Genomic DNA, 12967 nt, shown 5'->3' with positions numbered 1-12967 from the left:
TAAGCGCAAAAAAAATCTCCTTAGCCTTTACCAAGAGCACCTTCCCCAAGGAAAGAAAGGCTCCAGATCCTCGGCCCCTGCGTCGCCCCTGCATGTGGAACAGAACGGGGGCAGGCCCCTGATCCGCAACAGGAGGCGCATGAAACCGATTCGCCGGGGGAAGAAGGATTCATCACTATTAGGTATCCCCGTCGGCATAATTCATCGATAAGGTATACGGCAAAATCAGCGTCGATCGAAAGGCGATCGGCAGCATCTTTCACAGAACAGAGTCGCCCCTCGGAAAAGAGCGCCAGGACCTCCAAAAAGAGGTTATTGTCCCGCATAATGGGGCCTCTTCAGCAGCTTTAGTTCACTACGCACCAAAATCATCCCGAAAAGAACGACACAGAGATCGCCAAGGGGATAGGAAAGCCACAAGCCGATCTCGCCGAACATATAAGGGAGCAGTAATGCCAGTGGAATAAAAAAGAACAGTTGGCGTCCCAGAGTCAGCAACGCACCCTTTCCCGCCTTCCCCAGTGCCATAAAAAGCATGATAAATACGGCAATCAGACCGTAAAAAAGAAAACTGGAGAGAAAAAGCCGAAATTGGCGGCTTCCTTCGGCAACAATTTCTGCATCGGTAATGAACCATGAGAGAATGAAGGGAGCAAAAAGCTGAAAGAAGAGCCATATACCCACAGCAATGGCGGAAGCGACCTTGCCGAAATACCAGAACGCCTCCCTTACCCTATCGAAGCGGCCTGCTCCATAATTGGCGCCCAGCACGGGCTGCAGACCGTAAGAAATTCCGAAGATCGGAATGTAAAAGAAGCTCATGATCCGAAAGGCGGTGCTCATGACGATGTTACTGTTTATGCTGTAGGAAGAACTGAGCGAAAGCAGGATGGAGAGCTGAATGGCTACCGCAAGGGACATGATCATCCCGGAAAATCCCACCCTGATGATTTCGGGCATAAGCGGCCAAGTGATTCGAAAACTCTTTGTGCTGAGATTGATACTGCTTTGTTTCGATTTGAAGTGGGCAAAATCCCCAAAAAGAAAGAGGCTTTGCCCGATTATGGTAGCAAGGGCGGCCCCCTCCATTCCCATGCCCAAAACCTTGATGAAAATGGGGTCGAGGATGATGTTGGTAATGGTGCCCAAAGCCATGATTTTCATGGCAGTCTTCATCTGCCCCTCGGCTCGTATCAAAAAGTTCAGGGCGGGGCCCACTGCACCGAAGACAAAGCCCAGCGATAAGAGCCTGAGGTAATCAATTCCGAGGCTGAGAATCTCTTCCCTGGCGCCAAGGGCGAACAAAATCTCCGGCGCAAAGGAAAAGGTGATCACGGTCAGCACAAGCGAGCAGAGGGTCACGGGCCAGAAGACATTTCCCAAAAGGGCGTCCATGGTTTTCTGGTCTCCCGCTCCCATGGCGCGGGAAAAGAGGGAGGAGGCACCGGTTGCGAAGAGGCTCAGTATTGCCTGGTTGACAAGGATGACCGCATAGCCCATGGCAACCGCCGATACCGCAGCAGGTCCAACAAACTGGCCCACAAAGATGCTGTCCACCAGATTGTAGAGTCCGATAACGATCATTCCCGCCATGCCGGGAAGGGCCAGAGAAACAAAAAGTTTGCCCATGCCCTGATTCAGAAGCATCTCTCGTTTGTCGTTCATCGTTTTCTATCTCCCTTATACCGAGGCAGTTTCCATCTGCCCCAGCTTCCAGCCGATCGATTTCTCGCGCATACCGATAAAGTCGGCGTAAAGGCCGCCCTCCGACATGAGACGGTCGTGGGTCCCCCGCTGGATCATCCTGCCGCCCGAAAGCACCCATATCTGATCCGCATTACGGACCGTTTTTAGACGATGGGCGATCATGATGACCGTCTTATTCTTTGTCAGCTCCGTTATTGCCTCCTGGAGTTTATTTTCGTTCTCGGGATCGACGTTGGCGGTGGCTTCATCGAGAATGATGATGGGAGCATCCTTTAATATGGCCCGGGCGATGGATATTCGCTGCTTTTCCCCACCGGATATGGTGGCTCCGGCTTCACCTACGACCGTATCGTAGCCGTCGGGGAGGGCCATGATGAAATCATCGCAACACGCTTTTCGCGCCGCTTCCCGGACCTCCGACATGGTCGCATCCGGATTCCCGAATTTTATGTTGTTCGCGATGGTATCGTTAAAAAGGTAGACCCGCTGAAAAACCATACTGAAATTGGCGAGCAGGGTATCGAGGGTATAATCCTTTATATTTCTTCCGCCGAGGGTGATGGCCCCCTCATCCACATCCCAGAAACGGGTGATGAGATTGCAGAGGGTGGTTTTTCCTCCGCCGGAAGGGCCAACGATGGCAACGCTGCTGCCCTGGGGAATTTCGAAACTTACCTTGTCGATGATCCTCTTTTGATCGTAGGAGAAACTTACCTCCTCTCCCCGGATGCTATAATCCCGGGGCACAATGCTCTTGCCCGCTTCATCCATAAGGGGAATTCCATTGATTTCCTCAACGCGCTTGATGGACAAATCAACGGTTCTCAGCAGGGCCGACATACTGCCGGCGGTTTCAAGCTGACTGTAGATAAGAAAGGCGGAAACAAGCATCATCAGGGTAACGGAAAGCTCCATTGTTCCACCGAGAAAGAAGAAAATCGCGGCTATCACAATACCCACACTTGCAAGTTTCAGAATAAGAGACTGGAGAAACATAAAAGGGATGAAGGCGAGCTCCAGCCCGATATTTTGCTTCTCACACTCGGCGATGGCCCGGTCTATGGTTTTATTGGCCTCTCTGGCAAGGTTAAAGGAACGAACGACGCCGATCCCCTGGACATATTCGAGGACCGCTCCAACAAGAGCGCTCTGGGCGGCAACACGGGCAGGGCTTATCGCTTCTGCCTTACGCTGCATGAGGAGATTGACCAGGAGGAAAAAGAGGATTCCCGCGATGACGATCAGCCCCATACGCCAGTCAAAGGCCGTTATCATGATGGTGATGACGGCAGCATGAATAAAGCCGTGGATCGTCTTATCGAGAACCCTCGGTGCAATATCCTGGATATCCTCCATGGTGCTGGTCACCGTTGCCGTTATGGAACCGAGGCTGTTGCTGTTGAAATAACCCATAGGCATATACTTCATACGATCCCCGATTTCCGTACGCTTGTCCGCGCAGAGATGGAAACTGCCCCGGGCATCGGCCATGGTAGAGGCATCCTTTGTAACAATCCCGCCGACCAAGCTGACGAACATGATCGCAAAGGAGGTCCAGGCGGTGGAGCTGGTTACCCCATCATTGATAATCGCCATCAACACGATGTAGAGAGCACCGATCTGAAAGGCGTGAAATATCGAATTAAGAAAGGCATACAGGATTCCAAGTTGCAACCTTTTGCGGTGGTCCCCGGCAAAGGCAAAAAAGTGCTTGATGATGCTAAACATGTGCGGCCTCCTCGTATACGTTGTCCTTTACGTTATCCTTGGCGCTGATATGTGCCTGCCACATGCTCCGGTAAAGGGGGCTCGAGGCAAGGAGCTCTTCATGTTGTCCCCAATCTGCAACCCGTCCCCGATCGATGACGATAATCTGGTCGGAATCGGTTATGGTGGAGAGACGGTGAGCAATAACGATAAGGGTCTTTCCCTCCACCAGCTTTGCGATGGCGGACTGAATCACCGACTCATTTTCCGGGTCGGTATAGGCCGTGGCTTCATCAAGAATGACGATAGGTGCATCTTTCAGCATGGCGCGGGCAATGGCAATCCGCTGGCGTTCACCGCCGGATAGGTGTCCCCCTGCCCCTCCTGCGACGGTATCGTAGCCGTGTTCGAGGGCGAGGATAAAATCATGACAACCGGCGGATTGAGCCGCCGCCTTTACCGCATCGTCGGAGGCCTTTGGGTTTCCCATGCGGATATTCTCCAGGACCGTCTCGTCGAAGAGGTAGGTGTCCTGGGCGACATAAGCGATCAAATCGTTCAGTTGCTCGCTTGGAATCTTCCTCACATCTACGCCGCCGATTGAAACACTCCCGCCGTCGACGTCCCAGAATGAGGCGATCAGCTTGGCAATGGTGCTTTTCCCGCCGCCGGATGGGCCGACAAGGGCCGTAACACTGAAGGCGGGGATGGATAAGGAGACATTGTGGAGTATCTCTATCTTGTCGTAGGAGAACGAAAGATTGCGAAGCTCGATATCAAGGCCCTGGGGCTTTGCCGGTATCCGGGATCTGATAAGCTCCTTTTCGTCCAGGAGCGATCCAATGTCCCCCATGATGGTTCCGATCTTTGCGATATCGTCTGTGTAGTAGAGAGCTGAAAGCAAGGGGGCAACGATACCAAGGGCAAGGATCATCACGGTAATAAAAACTGGAGCGGAAAGGCTTCCGTTCATGTAAAAAACACAGCCCAGCGGCAGGACACCGATCAGGACAGAGGGCCAGATGCCAATTCCCATGGCAAAGTAGATCTGGACCTCCTTCATCCAGGAAAGACCATACTCCGCATTCTCCCTAACAGCCTTGGAAAACTTGGCATAGGAGCTTGCCGACCGGCCGAAGGCCTTGATGACCTCTATGCCGTTGATATACTCCACGGCTGTGGCATTCATATGCTTACTGACCCCGACATACTTCCCGAACTTTGTCTCATAATCCTTCATCATCCCCATGTAGCAGAGGGCTCCGATCGGCAGGGTTATCAGGGAGATCAACGCCATACGCCAGTCGAGAACAAAAAGGTAGCAGACAATGCAAAGAGGGATCAGCAGATTTGATGTCATCTCCGGAAGAACATGAGCCAGGGCCGGTTCGATACTGTCCACCTTTTCCACCATGCTGTTTTTTATCTTTCCCGAAGGGGTATTGAGTACATACCCCATGGGAACCCTTGTAAGTTTCTCGGCGATTCTGTACCGAACCTCCGAAATCACGGCGAAGGTCGCCTTGTGAGACAAGGTCGTGGAAATACTGTGGAATACCGACTTCGCAAGATATCCTAAAGCGGCAACGGCGCACCAGGAAAGGTAAAAAGCGAAGCTCCTTTGCCCCTCGATCAGTTTGATGATGATGTGCGAGACAGCGATGTAGGGAACCATGGTTCCCGCCACCCCAAGTATCGCGAAGACGACCGAGGCAATGTAGCTTCCCCTATGACCGGCCGCCAACTCCTTTAAGCGGGAAAACCCGCTTTGCATCTGTTTTTCTCCCATATCGTATGCTTCTCCTGTGGTAAAACGTATAAAAAACCTCTATAAGCCAAGCAATCGGTCCCAACCCGCTTCATAAAACTCCATGAGGCAGGCTACATACTCCTTGGCTTTTTCCTTATTCATGTCGTGAACAACGATCTCAAAAAAACCCGAGAAAAGTGCACTCGCCAGAATATGGATGAGTTCGTCATCCATGGGACGCACCTTCTTTCCCATCTCTTCCATGATTTCGAAAAAGTTATAGGAGGAGCGCACCTCGATCTCCACCATCTGCTCGATGAATGCCGCATATCGGGTGCCGGTAGAACAGCAGACGACAAGCTTAAAGGCATCGTAATGCTCGTAGATATGGTCGATCATCCATTCGAGGCACGCTTCCGAAATCTCATGCATGACGTTCAATTGTTGCTGCGGGGAACGTGAAGCAAATTCGTCTTGTACACGCCTGTACTCGCCCAGAAGCATTTGGACCGGTTCGGCAACGAGGGCATTAAAAAGGGCCTCTTTGTTTTCATAATAGAGATAGATGGCTCCGGTCGTGACACCCGCATTCTTTGCTATGGTCCGCAGAGAAGCATGCACAAAGCCCTTTTCCAAAAACTCTTCCTTGCCGGAAACCAGAATTCTCTGCCGTGTAACGGTATCATCCTGTTTCATTAGCGCCCTCTCAACATAACAGTGTTATTTCACGCTGTTTATACCACTCCCCATAAATAGTGTCAACTAATTATAATAGTTTAGCAGAATTCAGGTAATCAAGTTTTCTCTCCGTAAGAGGATCCATGCAAGAGAACATGTGGCAGCAATTGTCAATCATATTTGGGATCATATTCCCCTGGTCGATACCAGGATGAAGCGCTATAATACTGTGTTTATTCAACACCCACACCTATAGGAGCTTTTTGGTATTATGGAAGCATTACAGAAAAAATACGGTTTCTGGACGGCTACCTCCATGGTAGTAGGAATCGTAATTGGATCGGGGGTCTTTTTTAAGGCAGACGACGTTTTGAAGGCATCGGGAGGAAGACTTCCGATTGCACTGCTGGCCTGGTTGATCGGCGGTACGATCATGGTCGTTACCAGCTATGTCTTTTCGAAGATGGCGACTCGGATCGAGAAGGTCAACGGCGTTGTCGATTACTTTGAGGCCGCTTACGGTAAAAAGGCAGGCTACCTGGTTGCCTGGTTCATGACCTTTATCTATTATCCAACCCTCGTCTCGGTCCTTGCCTGGGTCTCGGCAAACTATACGGTAGGACTGCTCGGTTTGCCCCAGCTGCTGTGGCCCCTTTCCGCCGTCTATCTGGTTCTCTTTTTCCTGTTGAACATTTTTTCTCCTGTCCTTGCAGGCAAGTGGCAGGTTTCGGCAACCATCATCAAATTAATTCCCCTTGGACTGGTAGCAATCGTGGGAATCATCGGCGGGCTTGTTACGGGACAGACTATCCAGAGCTTTACCGTTAGCGCTCAGAACATTTCGGGAGGAGGGCTTGCCGTAGCAACCCTTGCGACGGCCTTCGCCTATGAGGGCTGGATCATCGCCACATCCATCAATGCCGAGCTTAAAGATGCAAAAAAGAATCTTCCAAAGGCCCTTGTAGTGGGGGCTTCGGTCGTAGTTCTTGTTTACATGCTTTACTACCTCGGCATCAGCGGCTTTCTTTCCAACGATCAGGTTATGGCAGCCGGTGACGCAGCTCCGGTCCAGGTAATTTCACTGGTATTCGGTCGTCTCGGAGGAACTCTGCTGACCGTGTTTGTCGTCATCTCCTGCTTAGGCACCCTCAACGGCTTGGTAATGGGTTCGGTACGGGGGATGTTTTCCATTGCGAGCAGGGACCTCGGCCCGACACCCCATATCTTCAAGAAGGTCAGCGAAAAACGCGACAGCATGGTTAACTCCGGCATTGCAGGTCTGGTCCTCTCTGCCATCTGGCTGATGGTATGGTACGGTAATTTTCACAACTGGTGGGGCGGGTTCATGGACATCTCAGAACTGCCTATCGCCTTCCTTTACGTGATCTATCTTGCGATCTATTTTTGGATGATGAAAACCTTTACTGACCTTCCTTTCGGGAGCAGGGTCATAGCCCCGCTCCTTGCTGCCGCAGGATCTCTCTATATTATTTTCGGGGCGGTGCAAAAAGATATGTTCTTTCAGTTTTTTATCATCACGCTGATCGTCGTTGCGGCAAGCGTTCCTTTCCTCGTTAGGAAAAAGTACAGTCTGCCGGCATAGAGATTCCTCGGATGTCCATGAGGGAAGCACTGCGGGAAAGAGAAAAAGAGCTCGATAGTCTCTATCGCATAGCTCATCTCCTGGCCGGATACAGGGGAAGCGAAACAACGCTTCTTGCCGAATCGGGGACGATTCTGCGCTCTGCGATGAGTCGTCCCGATAACTGCAAGGTAGAATGTTCGATTCGTACCATCGGAGACCAGCCGCAAAAAGAGCAAAATCTTCTCTTTTCCGCATCTGCTTCCCTCTCCGAGGTTGAAGAGCTTTTTCTTGTTCTTATCGCAACCGCAGGGGAGATGGATCTCCTAGAACGTGAAAAATCACTCTTGTCCTCGGCAGTAAAATTGATCGCCGAGGCTCTTTGTCGTCTCCGCCTTGAGGCGAAAATCAACGCAAAGAATCAGGCCCTTGCGGAATTAATCGAACACCTTCGCAACTCGGAACAGGAGCAGGGAAAGGCTATACGCCGGCACCTGTATACCGCTATTTTTCCGATGCTGGAAAGGGTGCGGGCCCTTCTCGACGAAGATGATAAACGGAAACTTGATCTCGTAGCTTCCGGGCTGGAAGCCATATGCAAACCCTCAAGCCTGCCGAACATGGTCTCGATGCCTCTTACCCCAAGAGAGCTGGAAATTTGCAATATGGTACGATCAGGTCTTACCAGCAAAACCATCGCGGATTCCCTCAATATCTGCACGGAAACCGTGGAACGCCATCGCTGTTCAATCCGAAAAAAAATCGGTATTGCCGGAAGCGGTGAAAATCTTCAGCACTACCTCCTTACCCTGTAGAAAACCTGTAGATTCAATGGATGGTTAATGCCGATATCCCCCTCCTCGCGGAAAGGCTATAGTTACTATCCTATCGGAGGTTACAAGTATGACAGAGAAACGTATCGTACTTTCACGCCGTGAATACGAAAAACTGTGGAACATAATAGAAGCGATGAGAAGTTCCAACAGGCTGAGAGAACCCTATTTGCGCCATCTGTATGATGAACTGCAGGCTGCCGTGGTTTTGGATGAGGGGGTCCTGCCCGCCGGGACCGTTACGCTCTATGCAGAAGTGGCGTATACGAACCTTTCGACAGGTTCAAGACATCAGGCCTCGATCGTCTTTCCCGCAGACCAGAATCACGATGAAAAGCGGTATTCGATCTTTACCCCCCTCGGAGCAGCGCTCATCGGGGAGTCGGAACACAACAGAACGATTTGTTATGCCCCGGCAGGGGATATCCCCCTACGCATAGACGCCATTACCCCTCCTGTATATTGAACGTGATACGACAAGCAGCAAATTATGGAAACCATTGAGATATTCAGCGCGCATGAACGATGTCTTCTGCGAAATATCGAAGAGAACATGCAGGGCCGTTCCCCGGCCCTGTCGGCCCTTGTGGAACAGCGTAAACAGGACCTTTGGCAGCTTGCGGGTATCATAGAACGTTCACCATCGCTCACCGGCGACTTAGGCATAAGCGGAGAAGTACGAACCCGGGGCTCGCTGACAAGACGCCTGTGCGACAGAGGGCTTTTGCAGGTTACCAACTTGCCCACAAAGGCCGTTCTCGGCTATGGATTCACCGTCACAAAGCTCCATTTCTTCGGCTTGCTGAGAAAGATCGGCCGAAAAACCAGTCTTCCCTTCCAAGAACTCCAGGAACTCGATGAGATCTACAGCATGATACTCTTTACCCTCATGGCCGAAGAACTCTACAAACAGATGCTTTCAAAGGAAAGAGCCGATAGGCCATGGATTCCGCACATTGCCAAGGAACTTCTATCACTCTGGGAATACCGTTTTGAGGCAAAAACAGTCGATTTTGCGCTGTTTCTCAGAGACCTTTGGGTTGCCCGGCAGCATATCGTACCAGCACTGGGAACCCTGCAGGGGACGGTGGAACTGCTCCGTCTCAGCATGCGGCTTCCCCTATTTTGGGGGAATTTTATTGAAAGCCTGCATACCGATCCCTCAATACTTCCAGCATTGGAAGAATTCCTCTTTAATCTCAGCCACGAAGAGATCACGCTTCTGCGAAGTGTCATGAAGGAAAAGAAACTTACGGCCATCAACCGGAGACAAGCCAGGGAGCTCCTCGGGAAGGACGAAGAGCAGGAGCATGAACTTCCGGCCCTTCAATTGTACAGGAGCTTCCTCCAACGTCAGCAACTCACTCAGCTTCGAAGATGCCGCAACACGGACGGCCCCAGACGAAGCATCGAAGAATATCTGCTTATCTACCTCAAAACCCGGAAACCGCTCCCTCAGTCGAAAAGCGACAACTGATCATCATCTGCCGTATCTTTCCGATGGGCAGCTGCCTCCCGGCGATCGATGAGCGCATCTTCTATCGCGGTAAGGAAAGGGCTTTCCTTTTGCATTATCGTTTTGCCGAAAATGGTTCGCTTGGCGGCGTAGGAGAGCAATAGTTCCTGCCTTGCCCGGGTCATTGCAACGTATAAGAGCCGTCGCTCCTCTTCCACATCCTCCGACTTTTCACCGACCAGGGTGCAGGGAATGATCGAATCCTCACAACCGGGAATGAAAACGAGATCAAACTCAAGCCCCTTTGCGGCGTGGATGGTCATGATACTTACCGCCTGGAACCGAGCGTCGTAACGGTCGCTGCCGGAGGCCAGGTGCGATGCCTCCAGAAAGGCCTTTGCATCCCCTCCTGGTACCCAATAGCGGGCAAGTTCATTCTCGACCTCTTCAATATCCACCTTTTCCTCAAGCAGATCCGAATCGGAAAAGCATTCAAGGGCCGCCCGAAGTGTTGCAGGTGGTTCGGCAGCCCCTGTAGCCGCCCGACTGATACGTTCAATATCGCTTGAAAAAAGGGCAGCACGCTCTCCATAAGCAAGAAACCTGATCCAGTTCAGGAACGTACGATAAGGTTCTCCGGAAAAAAGAGAATCGGTTCGTATCGTCCGGAAAGGGATACGGTGATCGGTAAAGGCCTTTTCAAGGATGGGCATCTGCATCGAGGTACGACATAAAACGGCAATATCCGACAGAGCAATCTCATCATCGCTACCCGCCCCGGCAACCCCGCTATCGAGGGAAAAGAAGCCCATACCGCCGCTGCGTTCCTCAACATCCCGGGCAATCTGCTCGGCCTCGGAGGCGGCAGTCGCCGTTTTTCTGACAGCGATTTTGACCCCCGGCCGGGGACCGGCAAGGAGCGGAGCCCCTTCTCCAAGCAACTGAGAAGAAGCCTTGAGAACCGTATCGGGACAGCGGTAGCTTCTGGAAAGAGAAAAAAGCTTCGCTGTGGGAAAATCGACGGCAAAGCGGCGGATAAACTCGGGAGAGCCTCCCCTGAAGCCGTATATGGACTGGTTCGGATCTCCCACGGCGCAAAATTCTGCCCCCTTCGTCAGGATTCGAAGCAGTTCATACTGGACGGGATTGATGTCCTGATATTCGTCAACAATGATGTGACGGAACCCCTCTCTCACCGAATCCATGATATCGGGATGCGCTTCGAAAAGTCGAAGCGGCAAGTAAAGAAGATCATCGTAATCGAGGCAGTTATGGCGCTGAAGCAACCCCTGATACAAACGAAAGCCAGCGGAATCATTGCTCGACACTTCCGGTTCAGGGAGTATTCCGTTCTTTACCCTCGATATATAGCCGATAAGATTTTTTCGTTCCCGGATGGAAAGATCACTCTTTGATTTCAGAAGGGCCATTTTCTCTTCATCATCGATGATAAGGAAATCGCCTTCGCGCTCCAAAAGGGCGAGGTGCGGCTTTACAATGGCAAGTCCCAGGCTGTGGAAGGTAAAAACCCTTACTCCATCGGCTTCGGAAAGGGAAGAATTCACGGTGATTCCTGCGGACCGCAGCCTGTCCGCCACTTCTCCTGCAGCCTTGTTTGCAAATGTGACGGCGACAATAGATGAAGGAACGACTCCTCCATGAATAAGCCGGGTAATCTTTTCGATGAGGGTACGGGTTTTTCCGGTCCCCGGACCGGCAATGATAAGACTCGGGCCGCCGCAATAATCGGCGGCAGCTTGCTGCTGGAGATTCAGTCCTTCTGACGAAGAAGACGACGCAGGAGATGCTGCCTGAGCATGTGGAAGGCTGTGAGATTCCGGGTCTGTTGCCTCCATCGTCATCTTTTTCTCCTCCTGAAAAGCGGCGAGGTCAAATTCGATCAGGCCCAGCGTTTCGGGCGGAGATAGGGCCTCACGCTTTCCGAAAAGGGAGAAGGCGTCTCCTTCTACAGGAGGCTTTTCTCCAGGATTCCAGATTTTGATCCTGCCATACTCTCCGTCGAAGCCCGGAAGGGCAAGGACCTGGCGCTGCCGCATCCTTTCCACCGCCTCGGCAAGATCAGGTCCCGCAAGGATTCTGATTTCTTCGATTTCCTTATACAGCAAGATATCGAGCTCCGAGCCGAGGTGGTTCAAACAATCGACATAACGCCGACCGACCTTTTTTGAGCCTGGCCCTAGCCCTTCCAGCTCGGCAATAACCTCCTTTAGCGGAATGAGGGAGTAAAAGGGATCGCGGTTGGGACGATCAAGGGGCTCCTTGCGATCGGCAAGCTGGGCAACGCGATTCAGTACCCCGACGGTGACGGGACGCCCACAGACCGGGCATCGGCCGTCATGGTGGAGCGTCTGAAGGGGATCCCAGGAAATACCGCACTTGCGGTGGCCATCGAAATGATACTTTCCCTCCTGGGGAAAGAACTCTATCGTCCCCCGAAAGCCAGCTTTTCCCCCTCCCTTCATTGCTGCGACGATCTCGTCATAGGAGAGGCCGGTATCAAAAAGGTTTGCCTCTCTTCCCAGTTTTTCCGGGGAATGGGCATCGGAATTGCTGATGAGGGTGTACTCATCCAAAAAAGAGCAGCTCCAGTTCATGGGAGGATCGGAGGAGAGTCCGGTTTCCACGGCAAAGATGTGATCGGAAAGGTCCCGATAACAGGCTCTGATGGAATCAAAGCCCGATTTAGATCCCAGAGCGGAAAACCAGGGGGTCCAGATATGAGCCGGGACAAAGAAAATGCGTTCATTGGCTTCCAGACAAAGCTCCAGCAGATCCCGGGAATCGAGACCGAGAATGGGGCGTCCGTCGGAACGAATATTCCCGCCGAGCCGCTCAATCTTTTCCTGAATACGTTCCACCGTCGGAAAATCGGGGGCAAAGATTACGTTATGGACCTTTCGTACCCTGTCATCGTACTTGTAAATTGAGCTGATCTCTGCGGTAAGGAGAAAGCGACAGGAAGCAGCCTCACCTTCCGCACCGGAAAGAACCAGCCCGGCCTCTTCTCCTCCAAGGCGGTATTCGTTTTTCAACCTGAAGAGTCCTGGTTCGGCAGGTTCAAGCTTCTCTTTCAACTCGGCAACCCAACCCGGATGGGTAAAATCGCCGGTACCGACAACCGAAATCCCCTTGATTCTGCCCCAAAAATCGAGGTTTTCGGGGTTGAGCTGCCGGCTGGTGGCCCTTGAATAGGATGAGTGTATATGAAAATCACCAATAAAGCGCATGGTACA

Annotated in this window: 10 protein-coding genes; 4 read left to right on the top strand and 6 right to left on the bottom strand. The window is 51.9% G+C overall.

Features of this window, described 5'->3' with window-relative positions; genetic code table 11:
- Nucleotides 1–20 precede the first annotated feature (20 nt).
- From F459_RS0100800 to F459_RS0100780, 5 genes are read right to left on the bottom strand one after another with little or no spacing between them, the layout of a single operon-like run.
- Entirely contained in the window at nucleotides 21–326 is a 306-nt protein-coding gene (locus F459_RS0100800) for a MarR family transcriptional regulator (RefSeq protein WP_020610836.1), read from the bottom strand.
- Nucleotides 313–1665, bottom strand: coding sequence for an MATE family efflux transporter (locus F459_RS0100795; RefSeq protein WP_020610835.1), 1353 nt, complete (start codon nucleotides 1663–1665; stop codon nucleotides 313–315). The genes F459_RS0100800 and F459_RS0100795 overlap by 14 nt, the downstream gene beginning before the upstream one ends.
- A gap of 15 nt (nucleotides 1666–1680) precedes the next feature.
- Entirely contained in the window at nucleotides 1681–3435 is a 1755-nt protein-coding gene (locus F459_RS0100790) for an ABC transporter ATP-binding protein (protein WP_020610834.1), read from the bottom strand.
- Nucleotides 3428–5203: an ABC transporter ATP-binding protein gene (locus F459_RS0100785; RefSeq protein WP_020610833.1), complete on the bottom strand. Its 1776-nt coding sequence runs from the start codon at nucleotides 5201–5203 to the stop codon at nucleotides 3428–3430. The genes F459_RS0100790 and F459_RS0100785 overlap by 8 nt, the downstream gene beginning before the upstream one ends.
- A 39-nt stretch (nucleotides 5204–5242) precedes the next feature.
- The gene (locus tag F459_RS0100780) at nucleotides 5243–5860 is read right to left on the bottom strand and encodes a TetR/AcrR family transcriptional regulator (protein ID WP_020610832.1); all 618 of its coding nucleotides are present in this window, start codon (nucleotides 5858–5860) and stop codon (nucleotides 5243–5245) included.
- A 253-nt stretch (nucleotides 5861–6113) separates the two neighbouring features.
- Between F459_RS0100780 and F459_RS0100775 the strand changes: the two genes are divergently transcribed.
- The 4 genes from F459_RS0100775 (at nucleotide 6114) to F459_RS0100760 (ending at nucleotide 9734) form a co-directional block, all read left to right on the top strand.
- The gene (locus tag F459_RS0100775; RefSeq protein WP_013256044.1) at nucleotides 6114–7445 is read left to right on the top strand and encodes an APC family permease; all 1332 of its coding nucleotides are present in this window, start codon (nucleotides 6114–6116) and stop codon (nucleotides 7443–7445) included.
- A gap of 17 nt (nucleotides 7446–7462) precedes the next feature.
- On the top strand, nucleotides 7463–8239 hold the full coding sequence (locus F459_RS0100770) for a helix-turn-helix transcriptional regulator (protein ID WP_154651587.1): 777 nt from the start codon (nucleotides 7463–7465) through the stop codon (nucleotides 8237–8239).
- A gap of 88 nt (nucleotides 8240–8327) precedes the next feature.
- Nucleotides 8328–8723, top strand: a complete 396-nt coding sequence (locus F459_RS0100765; RefSeq protein WP_020610830.1) for a GreA/GreB family elongation factor — start codon at nucleotides 8328–8330, stop codon at nucleotides 8721–8723.
- A gap of 24 nt (nucleotides 8724–8747) precedes the next feature.
- Complete coding sequence (locus F459_RS0100760; protein ID WP_020610829.1) at nucleotides 8748–9734, top strand: hypothetical protein; 987 nt, start codon at nucleotides 8748–8750, stop codon at nucleotides 9732–9734.
- Here the strand turns inward: F459_RS0100760 and F459_RS0100755 are convergent.
- On the bottom strand, nucleotides 9713–12961 hold the full coding sequence (locus F459_RS0100755; RefSeq protein ID WP_020610828.1) for a UvrD-helicase domain-containing protein: 3249 nt from the start codon (nucleotides 12959–12961) through the stop codon (nucleotides 9713–9715). The genes F459_RS0100760 and F459_RS0100755 overlap by 22 nt on opposite strands.
- Nucleotides 12962–12967 lie beyond the last annotated feature (6 nt).

The organism is Sediminispirochaeta bajacaliforniensis DSM 16054 (genome assembly GCF_000378205.1).
Classification (GTDB): Bacteria; Spirochaetota; Spirochaetia; order DSM-16054; family Sediminispirochaetaceae; genus Sediminispirochaeta; species Sediminispirochaeta bajacaliforniensis.
The sequence above is the reverse complement of the archived record's forward strand: the minus strand, read 5'-3'. Positions and strand labels throughout refer to the sequence as shown.

Excerpts from the sequence above, each read along its gene's own strand:
- F459_RS0100790 (WP_020610834.1), bottom strand. The coding sequence starts at position 3,435 with ATGTTTAGCATCATCAAGCACTTTTTTGCCTTTGCCGGGGACCACCGC.
- F459_RS0100780 (WP_020610832.1), bottom strand. The coding sequence starts at position 5,860 with ATGAAACAGGATGATACCGTTACACGGCAGAGAATTCTGGTTTCCGGC.
- F459_RS0100760 (WP_020610829.1), top strand. The coding sequence starts at position 8,748 with ATGGAAACCATTGAGATATTCAGCGCGCATGAACGATGTCTTCTGCGA.
- F459_RS0100775 (WP_013256044.1), top strand. The coding sequence starts at position 6,114 with ATGGAAGCATTACAGAAAAAATACGGTTTCTGGACGGCTACCTCCATG.
- F459_RS0100795 (WP_020610835.1), bottom strand. The coding sequence starts at position 1,665 with ATGAACGACAAACGAGAGATGCTTCTGAATCAGGGCATGGGCAAACTT.
- F459_RS0100755 (WP_020610828.1), bottom strand. The coding sequence starts at position 12,961 with ATGCGCTTTATTGGTGATTTTCATATACACTCATCCTATTCAAGGGCC.
- F459_RS0100765 (WP_020610830.1), top strand. The coding sequence starts at position 8,328 with ATGACAGAGAAACGTATCGTACTTTCACGCCGTGAATACGAAAAACTG.
- F459_RS0100770 (WP_154651587.1), top strand. The coding sequence starts at position 7,463 with ATGAGGGAAGCACTGCGGGAAAGAGAAAAAGAGCTCGATAGTCTCTAT.
- F459_RS0100800 (WP_020610836.1), bottom strand. The coding sequence starts at position 326 with ATGCGGGACAATAACCTCTTTTTGGAGGTCCTGGCGCTCTTTTCCGAG.
- F459_RS0100785 (WP_020610833.1), bottom strand. The coding sequence starts at position 5,203 with ATGGGAGAAAAACAGATGCAAAGCGGGTTTTCCCGCTTAAAGGAGTTG.